The sequence below is a fragment of the Enterobacter sp. GER_MD16_1505_Eko_090 genome (genome assembly GCF_003331015.1).
GTDB classification, from domain to species: Bacteria; Pseudomonadota; Gammaproteobacteria; order Enterobacterales; family Enterobacteriaceae; genus Enterobacter; species Enterobacter roggenkampii.
Genome location: NZ_PUQF01000032.1, coordinates 1 through 21,055, shown reverse-complemented (window position 1 = coordinate 21,055; position 21,055 = coordinate 1). Strand labels below are relative to the sequence as shown.

The 21,055-nt window shown below is 59.3% G+C and carries 11 protein-coding genes; 7 read left to right on the top strand and 4 right to left on the bottom strand.

The features are described from left to right. Positions 1-8,318: Ig-like domain-containing protein (locus C6A40_RS23840; RefSeq protein ID WP_114191446.1), on the bottom strand; the 8,318-nt coding region annotated here is incomplete at its 3' end. Positions 8,319-8,439: 121 nt separating this feature from the next. After that, the gene (locus tag C6A40_RS23835; protein ID WP_008502300.1) at positions 8,440-9,777 is read right to left on the bottom strand and encodes a TolC family outer membrane protein; all 1,338 of its coding nucleotides are present in this window, start codon (positions 9,775-9,777) and stop codon (positions 8,440-8,442) included. A 738-nt stretch (positions 9,778-10,515) separates the two neighbouring features. Between C6A40_RS23835 and C6A40_RS23830 the strand changes: the two genes are divergently transcribed. Both C6A40_RS23830 and C6A40_RS23825 read left to right on the top strand, forming a co-directional pair. Beyond that, positions 10,516-11,259, top strand: coding sequence for a DeoR/GlpR family DNA-binding transcription regulator (locus C6A40_RS23830; protein ID WP_021242557.1), 744 nt, complete (start codon positions 10,516-10,518; stop codon positions 11,257-11,259). 13 nt (positions 11,260-11,272) lie between these two features. Further along, positions 11,273-12,340 (top strand): oxidoreductase, encoded by a 1,068-nt coding sequence (locus C6A40_RS23825; RefSeq protein WP_045335843.1) that lies wholly within the window; start codon positions 11,273-11,275, stop codon positions 12,338-12,340. A gap of 90 nt (positions 12,341-12,430) precedes the next feature. Here the strand turns inward: C6A40_RS23825 and cybB are convergent, their stop codons facing one another. Continuing rightward, entirely contained in the window at positions 12,431-12,961 is a 531-nt protein-coding gene (cybB, locus tag C6A40_RS23820) for a cytochrome b561 (RefSeq protein WP_023327423.1), read from the bottom strand. Positions 12,962-13,150: 189 nt separating this feature from the next. Here cybB and gap point away from each other — a divergent pair, with 189 nt between their 5' ends. Continuing rightward, on the top strand, positions 13,151-14,152 hold the full coding sequence (gap, locus tag C6A40_RS23815; RefSeq protein ID WP_023327422.1) for a type I glyceraldehyde-3-phosphate dehydrogenase: 1,002 nt from the start codon (positions 13,151-13,153) through the stop codon (positions 14,150-14,152). A gap of 65 nt (positions 14,153-14,217) precedes the next feature. On the opposite strand, the gene C6A40_RS23810 is transcribed toward gap, so the two are convergent. After that, a complete protein-coding gene (locus C6A40_RS23810; protein WP_045335845.1) occupies positions 14,218-15,012 on the bottom strand; it encodes a YdcF family protein in 795 nt (264 codons plus the stop codon). A 327-nt stretch (positions 15,013-15,339) separates the two neighbouring features. On the opposite strand from C6A40_RS23810, the gene C6A40_RS23805 reads away from it, so the two are divergent. From C6A40_RS23805 to C6A40_RS23790, 4 genes are all read left to right on the top strand, one after another. Next, positions 15,340-16,659 carry an MFS transporter gene (locus tag C6A40_RS23805; protein WP_045335847.1) on the top strand — a complete coding sequence of 440 codons (1,320 nt, stop codon included), beginning with the start codon at positions 15,340-15,342 and terminating at the stop codon, positions 16,657-16,659. A gap of 158 nt (positions 16,660-16,817) precedes the next feature. Then, positions 16,818-18,470, top strand: a complete 1,653-nt coding sequence (locus C6A40_RS23800) for an MFS transporter (RefSeq protein WP_008502308.1) — start codon at positions 16,818-16,820, stop codon at positions 18,468-18,470. Between the two features lie 22 nt (positions 18,471-18,492). Beyond that, positions 18,493-19,575 carry an HlyD family secretion protein gene (locus C6A40_RS23795; protein WP_045335849.1) on the top strand — a complete coding sequence of 361 codons (1,083 nt, stop codon included), beginning with the start codon at positions 18,493-18,495 and terminating at the stop codon, positions 19,573-19,575. After that, positions 19,572-20,951: an efflux transporter outer membrane subunit gene (locus C6A40_RS23790; protein ID WP_045335850.1), complete on the top strand. Its 1,380-nt coding sequence runs from the start codon at positions 19,572-19,574 to the stop codon at positions 20,949-20,951. The genes C6A40_RS23795 and C6A40_RS23790 overlap by 4 nt, the downstream gene beginning before the upstream one ends. Positions 20,952-21,055: the final 104 nt, after the last annotated feature.

Genomic DNA, 21,055 nt, shown 5'->3' with positions numbered 1-21,055 from the left:
GTGTTAATCGTGACGGTCGGCGCGGTGGCATCCACGCTGTACTCACGTCCCGCCGAGGCGCTGTTGCCGTTCACGTTAGTGACGCTCACCTGCACGCTGGCGTCGCCGTCTTTCAGACCCGCCAGGTCGGCGGCTGGCACCGTGGCCGTCCATTTGCCGTCGGCGCCGACGGTCGCGGTGTAGCTCTTGCCGCCGAAGGTGATGGTAACGGTCTGGTTTTCCTCAACGTTCGAGGTCGCCCCGGAGAGCACCAGATCCGCGCCCTTCTCGGCGGCGTTAATCACGTCGTCTGAAGCAATCGCATCGATGCTGATGGCAACGGTCGCCAGATCTACCGTCACATCGTGGCTGATGGAAACCGGGTTACCGGCGCTGCTCTGGCCTACAACGGTCACGGTGACCGTACCTGCTGCCAGGGCACCCACATCCGCAGCCGGGATGGCCGCACGCCAGGTGCCGTCGGCCAGCACGGTGGCCGGGTAGGTTTTGCCGTTTACGGTGACGGTCAAGGTGGTACCTGCGGTCAGGCCATCGCTGGATCCGGTCACAATCAGATTCTGCCCGTGCTCGATGCTGTTGATCACGTCGTCGCCCGCCACGGTATCCACGCGCAGGCCCGGCAGGTTAGCGTCGATAGTGATATCGCGCTCAGCGGATCCGCTGTTGCCGACGCCGTTGGTCACGCTGGCGGTCACCGTCAAATCGCCGTTGCCCAGCGCCGTCAGCACAGATTCAGGCACATCGACGGACCAGGTGAGATCGTTCTGCACCGTTGCGGTGTAGCGGTTGCCGCCAATGGTCACGGTCACGGTGTTGCCCGCTTCGGCATTCACCACCTTACCGCTGATGGTCCGGCCGGCAGCCAGCTCGGCGGCGTTAATCACGTCGTCGCCCGCAATGGTGTTGATAATCACGCCCGGCAGAACGGACTCCACGTTTACCGTGTGCGACGCGCGGGTGCTGTTGCCGACGCTGTCCGTGGCTGACGCGGTGACGGTATAAAGCGCCTCGCCCAGCTGACCGACCTCGCTCGCCGGAACGGTGGTGGTCCATTTTCCGTTATCGTCCACCTGCGCACTGTACGCTTTGCCGTTGAGCATCACGGTCACTACCGCGCCTGCCGCCAGGCCGGACGCCGTACCGGAGATCGTCAGATCCTGGGTTTTCTCGGTGCTGTTGATCACATCGTCACCGGAAACGGTGTCAATGGTCAGCCCCGGCGCGGTCAGGTTCACCGCCACACCGTGCGTGGCGCTGTTGCTGTTGCCCGCTTTATCGGTCAGCGCCGCGGTAATAGTGTAATCCCCGGCGGCCAGCGCGGTAACGTCTGCCGCAGGCACGCCCACGCTCCAGTTGCCGGAAGCATCCAGGGTGGCGGTGTACGATTTGCCGTTGAGGGTGACGGTGACCACGTCGCCCGCCGCCGCGCCGGTCACGGAGCCCGTGACAATCAATGCCTGCGCGTGCTCGGCGCTGTTGATCACGTCGTCGTCGGACACGGTGTGAATGGTCAGCTGCGGGACGGTGGTATCGACCAGCACGTCGCGATCCGCAGAGGCCGGGTTGCCCGCCTTATCGGAGACCGCCGCGCTAATGGTGTAGTTACCGTCGGTAATCGCGCCGACATCCGCGGAAGGCACGGTCACGCTCCAGCTGCCGTTTGCCTGCACGGAGGTGGTGTAGTCCACGCCGTTCAGGGTCACGGTGACGGTCTGGCCCGCTTCGGCGTTGGTTACGCCATTAACGACCAGATCCTGCTGCGCCTCGGCCGCATTGATGATGTTATTGTCGCTGACGATCTCGATAGACACCGTCGGCGCGGTGGCGTCCACGCTGTACTCGCGGCCTGCCGACGCGCTGTTGCCGTTCACGTTGGTGACGCTCACCTGCACGCTGGCATCGCCGTCCTTCAGGCTGCCCAAATCGGCAGACGGCACGGTGGCCGTCCAGTTGCCGTCGGCATCGACCGTCGCGGTGTACGACTTGCCGCCGAAGGTGATGGTAACGGTCTGGTTTTCTTCCACGTTGGTGGTGGAGCCGGACAGCACCAGGTCCGTGCCTTTCTCCGCCGCGTTAATCACGTCGTCAGAGGCAATCGGGTTAATGCTGATGGCGACTGTCGCCAGATCCACCTTCACGTCATGGCTGATGGAAACCGGGTTGCCCGCCGCGCTATGACCTTCAACCTTCACGGTAACCGTGCCCGCGCCGAGCGCGCTGACGTCGGCCGCCGGAATGGCCGCCGTCCAGGTGCCGTCCGCCAGTACGGTGGCCGCGTAGGTTTTGCCGTTGACGGTGACGGTCAGCGCCGCGCCCGTTGCCAGACCGTCGCTGGAACCGGTGATTATCAGGTTTTGAGCGTGTTCGATGCTATTGATCACATCGTCGCCCGCCACGGTATCGACGCGCAGGCCCGGCAGGTTAGCATCAATGGTGATGTCGCGCTCGCCGGTGCCGGTGTTGCCGTGGCCGTTAGTGACGCTGGCTGACACCGTCAGATCGCCGTTACCGATGGCGGTTAAGACCGAGGACGGCACGTTGACCGACCAGCTCAGATCGTCCTGAACCGTCGCGGTATAGGTATTGCCGCCGAGGGTAATAGTGACAGTGTCACCGCTCGCCGCACCGCTCACTTTCCCGCTCAGGGTCTGTCCGGCAGCCACTTCCGCCGCGTTAATCACGTCGTCCGTCGCGACCGGATTGATGGTGACCTGCGGCAGCGCGCTGTCAACCAGCACGCTGTGGCCGGTGCTCGCGCTGTTGCCCGCGGCGTCAGTTACGCTCGCCGTCACGGCGTAGCTCGCTTCGCCCAGCGCCGAGACGTTTGCCGCCGGAACGGTCACGCTCCAGTTCCCGCTCGCGTCGGTGGTGGCCGTATAGTTAATCCCGTTCAGGGTCACCGTAATGGCGGTTCCTTCCGGCTGGTTGCTGGTGCCGGACACCTGCAGATCCTGGCCTTTCTCGGTCGCATTGATCACGTCGTCAGCCGCCAGGGTATTGATGGCGACCACCGGCGCGGTCAGGGAGACGTCAAATTCGTGCGTCGCAGTGGTGCTGTTACCGGCTTTGTCGGTGAGGGTCGCGGAGATCGTCTGGTCGCCGTTGACCAGCGCACCCACGTCCGCCGCCGGAACGCCCACGCTCCAGCTGCCGGACGCGTCCAGCATGGCGGTGTAATCTTTACCGTTCAGGGTCACGGTAATCACGTCGCCCGCCTGCGCGCCCGTCACCTTACCGGAGACGATCAGCGCCTGGCCGTGCTCGGCAATATTCACGATGTCGTCGCCCGCGACGATGTTGAAGCTAATCTGCGGTACGGTGGTGTCCACCAGCACCGAGGAGCCCGCGCTGGCCGGGTTACCTGCTTTATCGGACACGGTCGCCGTGACCGCCGCGTTGCCGTCGGTGATGCCTGCCAGATCCGCCGCAGGCACGTCGAGCGTCCAGCTGCCGTCCGCCTGCACCTGCGCAGTGTACTGATTGCCGTTGAAGGTCACGGTGACCGTCTGGCCCGCTTCGGCAGTAGACGTCCCGCTCAGGGTCAGATCCTGCGCTGCCTCTGCCGCATTCAGCATGTTATCGCCGCTGATGGTGTTGATGGTCACCGTCGGCGCGGTGGTGTCGACGCTGAATGCCTGCGCCGAAGACGCGGCGTTGCCGTTCACGTTGGTGACGCTGACCTGCACGCTGGCGTCGCCGTCTTTCAGGCCGCTCAGATCGGCAGCCGGAACGGTCCAGGTCCAGTTGCCGTTGGCATCCACCGTCGTGGTGTACGTTTTTCCTGCGAAGGTAATGGTGACGGTCTGGTCCGCTTCAACGTTAGATGACGTGCCGGACAGCACCAGATCCTGGCCTTTTTCCGCTGCGTTAAGGACGTTGTCGTCGGTCACGCTGCTGATGGTGATGGCAACCGGCGCGAGATCGACGTCCACGACGGTCCCGATAGCCACCGGGTTGCCGGAGGCATCCTGCGCGCTTGCCTTGATATCCAGCGAGCCATCTGCCCACTGGGACACGTCCGCCGCCGGTACCGCCGCCTGCCAGGTGCCGTCCGCCAGCACCGTTGCGGAATACGCTTTTCCGTTGATGGTCACGGTGACGGCGCTGCCAGCCGCCAGATCGGTGCTGGTGCCGGACACAATCAGGTTCTGAGCGTGCTCAATCACGTTGATCACGTCGTCGCCTGCGACCGTATCAATACGCAGCCCCGGAAGCTGGGCGTCGATGGTGAAGTCGAGCGAAGAAGAACCGGTATTGCCGTGCGCGTTGGTGACGCTGGCCGATACGGTGAGATCGCCGTTGCCCAGCGCGGTCAACTGGCTCTGGGTTAACGGCAGGCTCCAGGTGAGATCGTCCTGCACGGTGGCAGTAAAGGTCTGGCCGCCAAGGGTAATCGTGACAGTGTCACCTGGCGCCGCATTTGTCACCTTACCGGTCAGGGTTTGCCCTGCCGACACTTCCGCCGCGTTAACGATATTGTCGCCCGCCAGCGTGTCAATCGTTACCACCGGCAGCGAGCTGTCCACCAGCACGTCGTGCGAGGTTGAAGCGCTGTTGCCGACGCTATCGGTGACGTTCGCCGTCACGGTGTAATTCGCTTCGCCCAGCGCCGAGACGTTTGCCGCCGGAACGGTTACGCTCCAGTTTCCGCTCGCGTCAGCGGTAGCCGTGTAGTGAATGCCGTTCAGGGTCACCGTAATGGTCGTGCCTTCCGGCTGGTTGCTGGTGCCGGAAATCTGCAGAGCTTCGCCTTTCTCTGCCGCGTTGATCACGTCGTCCGCCGCCAGCGTGTTGATACCGATGACAGGCGTCACGGTATTCACCACCACATCCAGTGAACTGCTTCCGGTATTGCCGGATCGGTCGGTCACGGAGACGTCGATGGTCCAGGTGCCGTCCGTCAGCCCCTGTACGACAGACGCCGGCAGGCCAAGGCTCCAGTTGCCCGCCGCATCCACCACGGTGGTGTAATCGACGCTGTTAATAGTGATAGTCACCCGATCGCCCGCTGCCGCCCCGGTGACGGAGCCGCTCAGGATCTGAGCCTGTGCATGGGCGAGCTGGTTAACGGTATTGGTGTCGGTGACGAAGTGGTTGATGGTCACCTGCGGCACGGTCGCGTCCACCAGTCCCACGCGATCGGCGCTGCTGCTGTTGCCCGCCACGTCGCTTACGGTGGCCGTCACGGTCACGATGCCATCGTTGAGGGCACCGACGTCAGCCGCCGGTACGATCAGCTGCCAGGTTCCGTCCGTCTGGACCGTGGTCTGATACGTTTTGCCGTTTAGCGTCACGGTGACCGTCTGGCCCGGTTCCGCAGTACTGGTGCCGCTTAAGGCTAAATCCTGCTGCGCCTCAGCCGCATTGATGATGTTATCGCTGGTGAGGTTATCGAGGGTAATCGCCGGCGGCAGCGTATCCACCGTGACCACGCGCGACGCGTCGGCACTGTTACCGTTTACGTTCGTGACGCTGACGCTCACCTGCGCGCGCCCGTCGATCAGGGTTTCCATGGCGCTGGCGGGCACGGTCAGGCTCCAGGAGCCATCCTGCTGCACCTGGGCGGTAAAGGTCTGGTCGGCGAATTTCACCACCACGGTCTGCCCCGCCTCCACGCCCTGCGTCTGGCCGGAAAGGGTTAAATCGGCACCTTTTTCTGCCGCATTCAGCAGGTCATCGCCGGAGACGGTATCAATGGTGACCGCCACGGCGTTGAGATCGAGTTCAATCGGGTGTTCAGCCGCAACGGTATTGCCCCAGGCATCTTTTGCGCTGACGCTAACCGTCACCTCTCCCGCGGTCCAGGCCTGCAGGTCCGCAGCAGGAACGCCAATGCTCCAGCCGCCGCTGGCGGTAACCACGGCGTTATATTCGACGTTGTTGATGGTGACGACGATCGGCGTGCCCGCGGCCAGGTGGGTGCTGGCGCCGGTGACGGTCAGATCCTGCTGCTGTTCGATGGCGTTGACCACGTCATCGCCGGAAATGGTGTTCACACGCAGGCCCGGCAGCTGTGCGTTGATGTTGATATCGCGCTCGCCGGTACCGGTATTGCCGTGCGAATTGGTCACCGACGCGGTGAAGGTTAAATCGCCGTCGCCGAACGCCTTAAGATCCGCTGACGGGATTTTCACGCTCCAGGTCAGATCGCTGCCCACCGTGGCGGTGTAGCTCTTGCCGCCCACGGTGACAGAAACGGTATCGCCCGCCGCCGCGCCGGTAACGCGACCGCTGAGGGTTTGATCGACATCCGCTTCGGCGCTATTGACCAGGTTGTCGCCCGCAAAGGTGTTGATGATCACCTGCGGCAGCACGGTATCCACCAGCAGCGTCGCCCCGGCAGAGCCGCTGTTACCCACGCTGTCAGTGCCGCTGACGCTGACGGTGTAGAGGGTGTTCGCCAGATTCAGCACGTCGGAAACCGGCACCTGGACCGCCCAGATGCCGTTTTCAACGGTGGCCTGATAGCTGACGTTGTTCAGCGTCACGGTAATGGCGCTGCCGTCAGGCAGGTTGCTGGTACCGGTCAGGCTCAGCGGCTGCATCGCCTCCTGGGCATTCAGCACGTTGTCCTGGCTAATGGCGTCAATCGTAAATTCTGGCGGGTTGCCGCTCAGCGTAATGCCGTGCGTGGCGCTGCCGGTGTTGCCTGCCGCGTCGGTCACGGATACTGAAATCGTGTGGTTGCCTTCACCCAGCGCGCCCAGCACGGATGCCGGAACGCCCACGCTCCAGCTGCCGTCCGCCAGCACCACACCGGTGAAGGACTGGCCGCCAACGGTCACGGTGACCACATCGCCTGCCGACGCGCCGCTCGTCTGCCCGGAAATAATCTGCGCCTGGCCCTGTTCGCTGGTGTTCAGTATGTCGTCGCCCGCCACGGTATCGATGGTGACCACCGGCGCGGTGGTATCCACCGTGAAATCTGCGGTGACAGACGAACCGTTGCCCGCTTTGTCGCTGACGTTCACCGTCAGGGTGTGATTACCCTCGTTGAGCGCCTGCACGTCGTCCGCAGCAAGCGTGACGGACCAGGTACCGTCGCTGCCCACCGTGGCGTTGTAGTTTTTACCGTTCAGCGTGACCGTGACGATCTGACCGGCTTCCGCAGTCGTTTTGCCGGTCAGCGTCAGCGGCTGGCTGTGCTCGGCGGCATTAATGATGTTGTCCTGCGCGAGGGTATCGACAGAGAGGGTTGGCGCGACGCTATCCACGCCGATTGTCTGGCTGCCGCTCACGGTGTTACCCGCCGCGTCTTTGCCGCTGACGTTGACCGTCCAGGTGCCATCGCCCAACGCCTGCGCGTCGGCCGCGGGCACGTTAACACTCCACGTCCCGTCCGCCCCCACTTCCGTCGTATAGGTTTTACCGTTCAGCGTCACGGTGAGTACGGTACCCTGCGCCAGATTCTTGCTGGCACCGGAGAGCGTAAAGCCCGCGGATTGCTCGCTGGCGTTAAGCACGTTGTCGCCCGCCGTGGTAGCCAGCGTAATGGCAGCCTCGGCGGTCGAGACCGTTACGGTAATGTTGCCCGCATCGGTGGTTTTACTGCCGTCGATCTGCACCACCGACCAGGAGTGTTCCCCGTCCGTCTGGGTCGGTAATTTTACCGTCCAGGTGCCCTCTTTACCGACCATGGCGCTGGCGATGGTGCTGCCGCTGCTGTCTTTGATCTGGATGGTCGCGCCCGGCTGACCGGTACCGCTAAAGGTTGGCGTGTTGTCGTCCGTGATCGCGTTTGCTGTCAGCACGCCCTGCTTGTCGCCCGCTTTATCCGACAGCAGGAAGGTTGGCGTGGCGCTTTCCACTTCTTTCGTATTATCAATAACTTTTATTTTAGTCTCGCCGTCGCCGCCGTTTGCCAGCAGCGCCCCGATGGCACCGCCGCCTAATGCAGCTCCCGCAATCCAGCCCCACGGGGCGTCGCTTAAGACGCTTCCCTGCTCCAGGAAAGGTTGAATGCTGCTAATCGGTGTGGCCTGCGCGGTTAGCTCGGTCACCGCAACGCCTGACGCTTCCCCGGTATCGGCAAAAGAAATATGCGTCAGTTCCTGACGATCGTTGAACACCAGCTCTGACTGGTTGTGCGTCTCAGGATCTTCAACAAAATAGTTATTGCAGCGAATCACGCTGCCATCTTTCATATAAATGAGGAGATCTTTACCCTGGCGGACATATCGCACCACATCCTGAGCAGAACCCTGGATTTCAATCACGCTCGGGGAGGAAATAGAGACCGACAAATTTCCTTCGCCGGTTAATTTCGTTTTCTCCGCCGTTTTGCGAATGATGACATCAACAACCTTTATGTTACTCATATTTCTCTCCTTGCAGGTGTGCGGATTCCTGTGGATATGTCCACCAGACGGATGTAGCTATCCCTGGGAAAAAACACCCATTATTTTCAGACTTATTTTGCGCGACAATACGCGTCTTTTTTTAACTCAAATCGGGTAGTTTTGCGGCAGCGTTTTTCTCTATTCCAATAAGCGGCATTAAATTATCAACCGCGGAAGCATAATTAATTGCCGAACTCCATCCATCATACTCAGCGATTATTTTCGCCGAGGTGGCCTGCCAGACATCCTGCTCAACGCTGAGCAGATCGTTAATGCTCCGCTTGCTCAGGGTGTACTCATTTTTATAAACATCACGGGCGCGCAGCGCATTTTCCAGCTGCTGTTTCCCGGCCTCCATTCTTCCCCGCGCGCCGGTCCAGTCCGCCTGCGCGACGGAGGCTTTTTGCAGGACGTCGAAACGCGCCTGATCGACCTGAGAGGAGGCCATCGCCCGCGCGCCTTCAGCCTGCCGCACGCGTGCAGAGACCGCGCCGCCCTGATAAAGCGGTGCGTCAATGTTGAGTTGGATCTGGTCGTCCCAGTACGAACGGTTGTCCGACTCGTATCGGGTACGTCCGCCCTTCAGGCTGAGGGTCGGCCAGTGCTGGGACTTCGCCGTCTCCACGCCATACTGGGCAGAGCGCTCCATGTTTTGCGCGGCCATGACCGCCGGTATCAGCGAATAATCAATGCGGTTGAGCGAATCAGGTTCAACCGCGAGGTTTGCGGGTACAGGCGAATAGTTTTCTGCCTGCATGCCGGTTAATACCGCAAGCCTTGCGCGGGCGCTGTTTAAGGCGGCCTGATACTGCGCGACCGTTGCCTGCATACCGGCAATACGCGTGCGGGTCTGGAGCTCATCGGAGGTCGAGCTCACGCCCGCGTCGGCGCGCAGCTTTGCCAGCTGCTCAACATTTTTCAGGGCCTGAACGTTCTCCTTTGCTGCCTGCAGCAGATCGGCATAGCGTTTGACCTCGACATAGCTCAGCGCCGTTTTTTCCGCCACGTCAGAGAGCGTGCTCATCAGCTGGTAGCGATAGCTATCGCGCTGGGCGGAAGACTGGCTGATGCTGTTATTGGTCTTGCCAAAATCATAGATCAGCTGCGTCAGGCTCAGTCCCCAGGCGGCTGAATTCTTCAGCGACCCGCTGGAATCGGTGGTCTGGCTATGGCCCGTGCTCCCGTTCAGCGATATTTGCGGCATCCAGCCGCTGCGCGCTTCATCTATTTGTGCCTGACCAATACCGAGCTGCGCGGCCTGCTGACTAATAGACGGATCGCGATCGATAGCAAAAAGAATACTTTCTTTTAAGGTGGTCCTGGCAACCGGGGCAATACCCACCTGATTACTATTGGCGTACGCCGTATTTATGGCTAATGAAATGAATGCCAGCGCTGCTGTAAATCGGCGTAACATTGGCTTTCGTAATATCGTCATTTTATCTCCCTGACTCTGAGTGACACTGAAGCAATTACCCAAAAAGAGGTATAGATAATTAGACAAATATCTTTTTTAGCATCCTTGCCGAATTTTAGGTAAAACTCCCCATACCCATTTCCCCCTGGAGATGAGATCTGCCTGCGTCTTATTTAATTAAGAATTTACTTATTTCCTAAAGTGGTTAGCAGCATAACAAAATGTGTTATAGGCCACTACACCCACAATGTTAATGTGGTGTTACAATTAAGAAAAAAGATGGGGTTTCTGGACAAAAGTCTTAAAATGACCTTTCAGATGAAACATATAAACCGTCTGTTATTTAAGGAAAATTCTTAATTTGCTCCCTGCACATTTTTGCGTTAATTTCCGCGCGGGTCAGACACAAAGATTTTCAAAGAAGTGTCAATTTAAGTAGCCAAACAGGATGAATTGGGATTTATCGCTATTAAAAAACTAATTAAAGCAATTAATATCTATAAATATCTATTTTGTCGAAACTTAACTCCAGACAATGGTGTTGCACTGGTTACATAATCCAAACCGTTAAATAAAACATAACAATAACATTATGATTAACATTCAAAACGGCTTGCTTATACCTGTTTAATAAAATTTTAATAATCACGCATCTGAATCATCACCTCACTCCCCGACATCAAAACCACGTTGCCCTTCTCTCTGCGTTAAAATGCTGTATTATGCAAACTATTGCGATATTTTGCAGGAATGTAACCGATGCACAAAACTGCACGACAGCGCCACGTTCTGGATATCCTGAGCGAGCAAGGCCAGGCCAGCATCACCGAACTGGCAGAAAAGCTGCAGGTTTCAGCCGATACCATCCGTCGGGATCTGACCGACCTGGAGAACCAGGGCCTGGCGCAGAAGAACCACGGCGGAGCCATCGCGCTGAATCTCTCCGCCATGAACCGTCAGGGCCGCAATACGCTGCTGCCGGAAACCAAACAGCGCCTCGGAAAACAGGTCGCCCTGCAGGTCCCTGCGGGTTCTACCCTGTTTCTGGATGCGGGCAGCACGGTGATGGCTGTCGCCTCCTTTCTTCGCGGGCCGCTCACCGTCATAACCACGTCGCTGGATATCGCCCAGCATTTTAGCGACCGGGAAGACGTTGAACTGATCCTGCTCGGGGGGAAATGGGACCACCAGCAGCGCCTGTTTGCCGGAAGCGCCACGTTGTCGTTGCTGTCCCGCTATCGGGCAGATATCGCCATCCTCGGGGCGTGCGCCATTCATGCCGAACTCGGTTTGAGCGCCGGTAAAGAAGCGGATGCCGAGGTTAAGCGCGCGATGCTTGACGCAAGCCATGCGCACTGGATTGTTGCCGACCACCTGAAGGTCAACCGCTGCGAGCCGTATCTGGTTTCCGGGTTATCCAACATTCAACAACTCTTTTTAGATCGTCCCTGGCCTGAGCTTGGGGACCCTGGCGCATTGCAGGTCACGGTGTGCGCGAATTAACGTGGAGAAGTTCATGAGTACAGTTCGAACAATTAACATTGCGCTGATCGGGTATGGATTTGTGGGCAAAACCTTCCATGCCCCGTTAATCCAGTCTGTGGACGGGCTTAAGCTGGCCGTGGTCTCTTCTCGTGATGAAGAGAAGGTTAAACGCGATCTGCCGGACGTAGAGGTGGTCGCCACCCCTGAAGAGGCTATTCAGCATCCTGATGTTGACCTGGTGGTGATTGCCTCCCCCAACGCCACGCACGCCCCGCTGGCGACGCTGGCTCTGAACGCCGGCAAGCATGTCGTGGTGGATAAGCCTTTCACCCTCAACATGCAGGAAGCCCGCGACCTGATTGCGCTGGCGGAGGAAAAGCAGCGTCTGCTCTCCGTCTTCCACAACCGCCGCTGGGACAGCGATTTCCTCGGCATTAAGCAGATTATTGAGCAGGGCACGCTTGGCAAGGTCAAACACCTGGAGTCGCATATCGACCGCTTCCGCCCGGAAGTGCGCGTGCGCTGGCGCGAGCAGAACGTCCCCGGAAGTGGCTTATGGTTTGACCTGGGTCCTCATCTTATCGACCAGACGCTGCAGCTCTTTGGCCTGCCGCAGTCGGTTCAGGGGAATATCGCGACGCTGCGCGACGGTGCAGAAATCAACGACTGGGCGCACGTGGTCTTAAACTACCCGGAGCATAAGGTGATTCTGCACGCCAGCATGCTGGTGGCGGGCGGTACGGCGCGCTTTGCCGTCCACGGGGACAAGGGCAGCGTGGTGAAGGCCAGAATCGATCAGCAGGAAGCACAGCTGCTCTCTGGGGTGATCCCCGGCAGTGAGGCCTGGGGCGAAGACAGCGACAGCATGGTGTTCTTTGGCGCTGACGGCGCATCGCAGACGATCCCTACCCCGAAAGGCGATCAGCGTCAGTACTACATCAACGTGCGTGATGCGCTACGCGGGGAAATCGCCAATCCTGTCCACCCTGTTGAGGCATTAGCGGTGATGGCTGTGCTGGAAGCGGCGGTGACGTCGTCGGAAACGGGGTCAACGCAGACGCTGGCGTTAACGGCTGAAGAGCGTGCTCTGTTGGGTTAAAAAACAAGCCGGGTGACGCGTAGCGCTCCCGGCCTACGATTCAGAGCCGTTTGTAGGCCCGTGCAAGCGAAGCGCCGCCGGGCGAGAAGACTACGAACGCTTTTTCGGCATCATGCGCAGAAGAGTATTATCTTTCCAGAAATAGTGGTGCATCAGCGCCGCCGCGGCGTGCAGGCCAATCACAAAATAGCCCAGATTTGCCAGCGTCTCGTGCCACTCTTTCAGCATATCTACCAGGTCAAAATTGGACTCCGCCGCATGCGGCATCGCCAGGCCAAAAGCAAACCAGTCGCTGCCCCGGTTATACATCATCACAATGCCAATCAGCGGCAGCGCAATAAACAGCAGATACACCACCAGATGCCCCAGATGAGACATCCCCGTCACCATCGCTTTTGGCTTCGGTTGAATCGGTGGTGCACGGAATTTCAGGCGAACCAACAGACGCGCCACCATCAGCACCAGGATACTGATCCCGCATGAGACGTGGATCATGTTGATCGTCGGGCGCGCGGTGCGCGGGAAGAAACCTCTGAACTCCATGGCGCAGTAGGCGACGATGATTAACAGAAACACCAGCCAGTGGATGCCGATTTGCAGGCTTGTATATTTAGTGCGCATGTGATTTCTCGATTAAAAACAGTTACCGCGCCAACATAATCTCCTTTCCTTAAAAATTCATTAACTTTTCTGTATGGTTTTTCAAATACATCCTCCCGCATGAAGCATCTTCAATTGCCGCCCTGCCCGTGATGGTCTAAGCCTGGATGAGTTCAAACTGTCACATCGACACGTTTACAGGAGAACACCATGAGTAAAATTGGCATTAACGGATTTGGACGCATCGGACGTCTTGTTCTGCGCCGCCTTCTTGAAACCCAGGACAGTAATACCGTCGTCGCCATCAACGACCTCACCTCTCCAAAAGTGCTGGCCTACCTGCTCAGGCACGACTCCAACTACGGTGGCTTCCCGTGGAGCGTGGATTTCACCGAGGATGCGCTGATCGTTGACGGTAAAACCATCGCGGTGTATGCCGAAAAAGAGGCAAAGCACATTCCGTGGAAAGCCGCGGGCGTGGATATCGTCGTGGAGTGCACCGGCTTTTATACGTCTGAAGAGAAATCACGGGCGCACCTGGACGCGGGCGCGAAGAAGGTGCTGATCTCTGCGCCCGCGGGGGACATGAAAACCATCGTCTACAGCGTGAACGACGAGACCATTGACGCCAGTGATACCATTATTTCCGTCGCCTCCTGCACCACTAACTGCCTCGCCCCGCTGGCAAAAGCCCTGAACGACGCGTTTGAAATTAAGGTGGGCACCATGACCACCATTCATGCCTATACCGGTACCCAGGCGCTGGTGGATGGCCCGCGCGGGAAAGATCTTCGCGCCTCCCGGGCGGCGGCAGAGAATATCATTCCGCACACCACCGGCGCCGCAAAGGCCATCGGTCTGGTGATCCCTGCGCTCAGCGGCAAACTGAAAGGCCACGCCCAGCGCGTGCCGGTTAAAACGGGCTCCGTTACCGAACTGGTGGCCATTCTGGGCAAGAAAGTGACCGTTGAGGAGATTAACGCCGCGCTGAAAAAGGCGACTCAGGGCAATAAATCGTTCGGGTATACCGATGAAGAGATCGTGTCGTCAGATGTGATTGGCTCGCATTATGGTTCGGTGTTTGACGCCACGCAGACGGAGGTGTCAGAAGCGGGAGACCTTCAGCTGGTGAAAGCCGTTGCCTGGTATGACAACGAGTATGGGTTTGTGACGCAGCTGGTGCGGACGCTGGATAAGTTTGCGGCGCTGTGATTTTTCCCCCCCCCTCACCCTCACCCTCACCCTCTCCCCAATGGGGCGAGGGGATTGTTCCGTGCCTAAATTATTTTACGTGCGCCCTTCAGGACAGGATCCTGCTGTAGCTGTTTCCACGCGGCGGTGACGGCCTCAGGGAATTCAACGTGAGCAATATAATCCCGCCCGGCCGGGCCATAGCCGTTGGCGTCATCATACAGGCGCGGCAGCTCCCCCATAACCAGTGAAAGATAACGGTCAACGGGCCACAGTCCGGTGTGGCCCTCGCTGAATTCCACGCCCTCGTTACCGTTTTGCAGCGTCGGCGTAATCCCCGGATGGCTGACCCACTGCGGTGAATCGGGCTCATCACGACACACGCGGGCAAACGTCGCCATCGTGCGGCGCTGCATCGTCGGATCCTGCACCACCAGCACCCGCCCGGTCGTTCGATGACGCTGTTTCAGCATGTTCCAGCTAAAGCGCGCGTTTTCACCGCAGTTGGTGGAGCGATCCTCAACCCACAGACGCGCCTCAGGGATCTGCCAGAACGCCCGCGCAATGTCGGCAAGAATGCTCGCTTCGGCCCGCCCTGTGACCGGTACGGTGTGGTAACGCGGATGATTGCCAATGGCGGTATATAAAAAGGGGGTCGAATGGCCGATGCCGCCGCTGATCAGAAGCGGTACATCTCTCTGGGCGGCAATACGGCAGGCCGCGTCAATGGTGGGGATCACCGCGTTTCCGGCCAGAATCACCGCATCGACTTCCGGGCTCGGACGGGTCGCGCTCAGGTCGTCCTGCGCCAGCCATTCACCGACAGTATTGAAGGCCGCCAGCGTGGCATCCGCCAGAACGGGAAAATGGGGCTGAACCATGGTGAACTCCTCACGTTGTTGAAGCGCCGAATTTATCATTTTTCTGAAATAACCAGAAACATCCAAAAATCATCGGGTTGCACCTGCCTATTATGCTTTTGATTTCCAGCTCTACAAAACATTGTATTGTGCAGGCGTCATGAAAAAGCACCCAACGCTGCTTATTTCGCCGTGATCTGACCAGTTTTATCCCCCCTGCGCTTGCCAAAGACAACATCCAACCCTAAGTTGCTTAACAATTTCACAACCTTTTTTATCATCACAGGTTGCACCTGAAGCGCGCCAGGTGACACCTCTCTCATCATCAACGTGGCGGGGTTTCAGGTCATGACAGAACATGAAAGTACGACGACGGTGTTACGTAAAAATAAAAAGGTGTTAATCGCCAGCCTTACCGGGAGCGCCATTGAATGGTTTGACTATTTTCTCTACGGTACGGCGGCCGCGCTGGTCTTCAATAAGATCTTTTTCCCGATGGTCGATCCGGTGATCGGACTCATCCTCTCTTATCTCTCTTTCTCATTAACCTTCTTTATTCGCCCGATTGGTGGGGTACTTTTCGCCCACATCGGCGACCGCATCGGACGTAAAAAAACCCTCGTGCTGACCCTCTCTTTGATGGGAGGTGCAACCGTTATGATTGGCCTGCTGCCCACGTATGAGATGATTGGCCTCTGGGCGCCTGCGCTGCTGATCCTGATGCGCATCATTCAGGGGATGGGCATCGGCGGTGAATGGGGCGGCGCGCTGCTGCTGGCCTATGAATACGCGCCAGAAAAACGTAAAGGCTTCTTCGGCAGTATTCCGCAGGCGGGCGTCACCATCGGCATGCTGATGGCAACCTTTATCGTGTCGCTGATGACCCTGTTCAGCGAGGCGGATTTTCTCTCCTGGGGCTGGCGCATCCCGTTTCTGCTGAGCTCGGTGCTGGTGTTGCTCGGCCTGTGGATCCGCAAAGATATTGACGAAACGCCCGATTTTCAGAAAGTGAAAGCGTCCGGTCAGGTAGCGAAGGCCCCGCTGCGCGATACGCTGAAACATCACTGGCGTGAAGTGTTGATTGCCGCCGGTTTGAAGGTGGTTGAAACCGCGCCGTTCTATATTTTCTCGACCTTCGTGGTGAGCTATGCCACCAGCACGCTGACGTATCAGAAATCGCAGGCGCTGGAAGCCGTGACGCTGGGAGCCCTGGTGGCGACCCTTATGATCCCGCTAATGGGGCTGCTCTCCGATAAGGTAGGCCGTCAGCGCATGTACGCAATCAGCGTCTTCGTGCTGGGCCTGTTTATCGTACCGTGGTTTATGCTGCTCAATACCGGCACCACGTGGGGTATCGTGCTCGCGACGGTCATCGCCTTTGGCGTGTTGTGGGCCCCTGTCACGGCGGTACTCGGCACGCTGTGCTCTGAAATCTTTAGCGCAAACGTGCGCTACACCGGCATTACGCTCGGGTATCAGCTGGGTGCCGCGCTGGCTGGCGGTACCGCGCCGCTGATTGCCACCGGCCTGCTGGCAAAATACGACGGCGACTGGGTGCCGGTGGCCTGGTATCTTGCCGTCACGGTGACCATTTCTTTAATCGCGATTTTCTGCGCCAGCCGCGTTAAGCGCGCCACTCTCATCCAGGCGCAGCCCGAACGTCTCTGACCCTTCCCGGCCCGTCCTGCGGGCCGCTCTTTTTCCTTAAATTTCCCTTCACCATTTGATTAACATGCGTAAATCATATTCACTTGAATTATCATTTGCGGGAGTCATAGAATCGCTAGCCCGCTAATTATTCAATTATTTCTAAGGTAAACGACGTTATGCGCCTGCCCGAACGCGACCCTTATGCTCCTCGCGAGTGGCAGCCACATGAGAAACCCGCCCTGCTGGGTTCGCCCTCCACGCCCGAACACAGTACGCCAAAACGCATTGCCTATGGCGTCGTGGGCCTGCTGGTCTGCCTGACGGGAGCGCTGGGGAATGCGGTGGTTACCGCCAACCTGCAAAATTTGCAGGGGACCTTCGGCGCCTGGTCAACCGAAATCGCCTGGCTGCCCGCGGTTTATGTGATGACCAACATCTCCATCAACCTGCTGCTGGTTAAATTCCGCCAGCAGTACGGCCTGCGCGCCTTTACGGAAGGTTTTCTGGTGCTGTACGTGCTGGTCACCTTTTTCCACCTGTTCGTTAACGATCTCAGCTCGGCGCTGATGGTGCGCGCCGCGCACGGCATGGTGGCCGCCGCGCTCAGCTCGCTGGGGATTTACTATCAGATCCAGGCCTGGCCTGCGAAGCACCGCCTGAAGGCGCTGACCATCGGCATCACCGGATCGTCGCTCGCCATCCCGCTGGCCCGCCTGTTTTCAACCGAGCTGCTGCAGCTGGACGAGTGGCGCGGGCTCTATTTCTTCGAGCTGGGACTGGCGCTGATCTCCCTGGCCTGCGTCATCGCCTTAAAACTGCCGCCGGGTGACCGGCGCAAGGTCTTTGAGAAGAAGGACTTTATCACCTTCTTTTTACTGGCCCCCGGGATGGCCCTGCTCTGTGCCGTCCTCTCTCTGGGCCGCCTTGACTGGTGGTTCGAAGCGCCGTGGATCGGCTGGTCGCTGGCGCTATCGCTGGTGCTGATTGTCGCAGCCATCGTCTTTGAACATAACCGCAGCAACCCGCTGCTGAACACCCGCTGGCTGTCGAGTGGCAGCATCGTCCGCCTGGGGCTGATTATGCTGCTGATCCGTATCGTGCTGGCAGAGCAAAACACCGGCGTCATCGGCTGGCTGCAGTACGTGGGCTTACAGAACGAGCAGATGACGCACCTTGCGTGGTCCATTTTCGCCGGGATCGTCTGCGGGATTGTCACCAGCTGTCTCACCATCAAGCCGACGAAACTGGCGTGGCCAATCATCACGTCTCTGGCGCTGATGATTGTTGCCTCGCTGCTGGACAGCCAGTCCAACAACCTGACCCGTCCGGATCAGCTGATGGTAAGTCAGTTCCTGCTGGGCTTCGGCAGCGCCTTCTTCCTGGCGCCCGCTATGCTGGCCGCCATTGGCGGGGTGATCGCCGACCCGCGTAACCTGGTCAGCTTCTCGGTGATGTTTGGCATGAGCCAGAACCTCGGTGGCCTGCTGGGCTCCGCGATCCTCGGCACCTTCCAGACCTGGCGCGAGAAATACCACTCCAGCCTGCTGGCGGACCAGCTCACCACGCTCAACCCGCTGGTCAACGAGCGAATTCAGCTTTATACCCAGATGTACAAAAGCCTGATTGGCGACAGCGCGCTGCTGGGCACCCAGGCGATAACGCAGCTGCAAACGGTCACCGCGCTGGAGGCGAATATTCTGGCATATAACGATACTTATCTGCTGACGGCGAGCATCGCTGCCGCCACGCTGGTCTGGATTTTATGGCGCTTGCTGCGCCTGCGCATCACTGCCCGTCTGGCGCTGAAGAACGCCACCGGCAACAAATAATTGAAAGAGTTCTGGAGAGTTTATGAGTCAGCAGGATGCCGCCAAAGAGCAGGCCAACACCCGCAAAAATGTGCGCATTGTTTCCGTTTTCACCGCCGCCGCCATCGGTATTGTCGGCGTGCTGGTGATCCTTTATGCGTGGCAACTGCCGCCGTTCACCCGTCACGCGCAGTTTACCGATAACGCCTACGTGCGCGGCCAGACGACGTTTATCAGCCCGCAGGTGAACGGCTATATCACCGAGGTGAAGGTTCAGGACTTTGTGCAGGTCAAAAAAGGTGACCTGCTGCTGCAGATCGATGACCGTATCTATCGTCAGCGGGTGCATCAGGCAGAGGCGCAGCTGGCGATGAAAATTGCCGCCCTGAATAATAACCTGCAGCAGCGTAAAAGTGCCGAAGCAACGATCGCCAAAAATGACGCCGCGCTGAAAAATGCCCGCGCCCAGAGCCTGAAAAGCCAGGCGGATTTAAAACGGGTGAAAGAGCTGACGGCGGACGGCTCGCTTTCCATTCGCGAGCGCGACGCCGCGCTGGCCAGTGCCGCTCAGGGTAGCGCCGACATCGACCAGGCGAAAGCCGCCCTTGAGATGTCGCGTCAGGATCTGCAGACGGTGATTGTCAATCGCGGTGCGCTGGAAGCGGATGTTGAAAACGCCAAAGCGGCGCTGGAGCTGGCGCAGATTGACCTGCAAAACACCCGCATCGTGGCGCCGCGTGACGGCCAGCTCGGCCAGATCGCCGTGCGTCTCGGGGCCTACGTGACCGCCGGAACCCATCTCACCACCCTGGTGCCGCCGCAGCACTGGGTCATCGCCAACATTAAAGAGACCCAGCTCGCGGAGCTGCGCGTCGGCCAGCCGGTGAAGTTCACCGTTGATGCCCTGAACAACAAAGCGTATCAGGGCCGCGTGGAGAGCATCTCCCCGGCGACCGGCGTGGAGTTCAGCGCCATCACGCCGGATAACGCCACCGGGAACTTTGTCAAAATTGCCCAGCGTATTCCGGTGCGTATTGAGGTGCTCGGTAAGTCAGAGGACGCCGCGCTGCTGCGTCCGGGTATGTCGGTGCAGGTAACCATTGATACGCGGGAGGCGAAGCAATGATCCTTCGCCCGATAGCCGCGCTGGTGGCGGCGGTCATGCTGGCCGGATGCCAGTCCGTTGACGTCAAACCGGCGCAGCCGACGCTGCACATCCCCACCCAGTGGCGCACCGTCTCCGGCCCTGCCAGCCCGGCGGAGCAGCTCTGGTGGCGTAATTTCCATGACAACCACCTGAACCGCTATGTGGATCAGGTGCTACAGCACAACAGCGACGTGCTGATCGCCCGCGAACGGATAAACGAGTATCAGGCGCGGGTCTATGCGGCCGACGGCAGCCTGTTTCCCTCCCTCGACGCGGGCGTAACCGGGACGCGCGCCCGTTCACAATCCGCTGCGACCGGGCTGCCGGTTTACGGCACATTGTACAAAGGGAGCCTGACGGCAAGCTATGACGTGGATATCTGGGGCGTCAACCGCAGCACCTCTCGCGCTGCCGAAGCCTCGCTGGCGGCGCAAAAAGCCGCCGCCGCGGCCGCGGATTTGACCGTCGCCTCGTCTGTGGCATCCGGGTATGTCACCCTGCTCTCGCTTGACGAGCAGCTGCGGGTGACCGAGTCCACGCTGAAATCGCGCGAGGAGGCATTTAACCTCGCGAAACGTCAGTTTGAGACGGGCTACAGCTCGCGTCTGGAGCTTATGCAGTCGGATTCCGAACTGCGCTCAACGCGGGCGCAGGTGCCCGTGCTGCAGCACCAGATTGCACAGCAGGAGAATGCCCTCAGCCTGCTGCTGGGAAGCAACCCGGGCGACGTGGCGCGCAGTGAAAGCTTTGCAGCACTGACGCCGCTGACGCTGCCGTCGCAGCTGCCTTCTACGCTGCTGAACCGCAGGCCGGATATCGTCCAGGCCGAACGCCAGCTGGTGGCGGCTGACGCCTCGCTCGCGGTGTCGCGCGCCAGCCTGCTGCCCTCGATCAACCTGACCGCCAGCGGATCGGTTCAGGATCGCACCCTATCCGGCCTGCTGGACAACCCGCTCCAGCTCTGGAGCGTCGGAGGCAGTATCCTTGCCCCGCTGCTGAACCGCCAGGCGCTGAATGCGCAGGTGGACATTTCCCAGTCCCAGCGAAACCAGGCGCTGTACGCTTATGAAAAAACCGTGCGTAACGCGTTTGCCGAAGTGAACAACAGCCTTGATGCGATTACGCGCTATCAGGAACAGCTGACGGAGCTGCTTGCCCAGCAGGATGTGGCCCAGGAGACGCTGCGCATTGCGCAGAATCGCTATCGCAACGGCTACTCCTCCTATCTGGACGTGCTGGACGCGCAGCGCACGCTGTTCTCGGTCCAGACCAGCGTCGTGCAGGTGAAAAATAACCTGCTGCTGGCGCAGATTGATTTGTACAGAGCGCTGGGCGGCGGCTGGGTCAGTGCCTGAAAACCTGCCCGGTGGGGGGGGGGGGGGGGGGCGCCCCAACAAAAACGCGGGGGCGCGGGGAGGGGAAGCCACCCCCCCGGCCGTATAGAGAAACTCAGAACAAA

Excerpts from the sequence above, each read along its gene's own strand:
- gap (WP_023327422.1), top strand. The coding sequence starts at position 13,151 with ATGAGTAAAATTGGCATTAACGGATTTGGACGCATCGGACGTCTTGTT.
- C6A40_RS23830 (WP_021242557.1), top strand. The coding sequence starts at position 10,516 with ATGCACAAAACTGCACGACAGCGCCACGTTCTGGATATCCTGAGCGAG.
- C6A40_RS23810 (WP_045335845.1), bottom strand. The coding sequence starts at position 15,012 with ATGGTTCAGCCCCATTTTCCCGTTCTGGCGGATGCCACGCTGGCGGCC.
- C6A40_RS23795 (WP_045335849.1), top strand. The coding sequence starts at position 18,493 with ATGAGTCAGCAGGATGCCGCCAAAGAGCAGGCCAACACCCGCAAAAAT.
- cybB (WP_023327423.1), bottom strand. The coding sequence starts at position 12,961 with ATGCGCACTAAATATACAAGCCTGCAAATCGGCATCCACTGGCTGGTG.
- C6A40_RS23790 (WP_045335850.1), top strand. The coding sequence starts at position 19,572 with ATGATCCTTCGCCCGATAGCCGCGCTGGTGGCGGCGGTCATGCTGGCC.
- C6A40_RS23800 (WP_008502308.1), top strand. The coding sequence starts at position 16,818 with ATGCGCCTGCCCGAACGCGACCCTTATGCTCCTCGCGAGTGGCAGCCA.
- C6A40_RS23835 (WP_008502300.1), bottom strand. The coding sequence starts at position 9,777 with ATGACGATATTACGAAAGCCAATGTTACGCCGATTTACAGCAGCGCTG.
- C6A40_RS23805 (WP_045335847.1), top strand. The coding sequence starts at position 15,340 with ATGACAGAACATGAAAGTACGACGACGGTGTTACGTAAAAATAAAAAG.
- C6A40_RS23825 (WP_045335843.1), top strand. The coding sequence starts at position 11,273 with ATGAGTACAGTTCGAACAATTAACATTGCGCTGATCGGGTATGGATTT.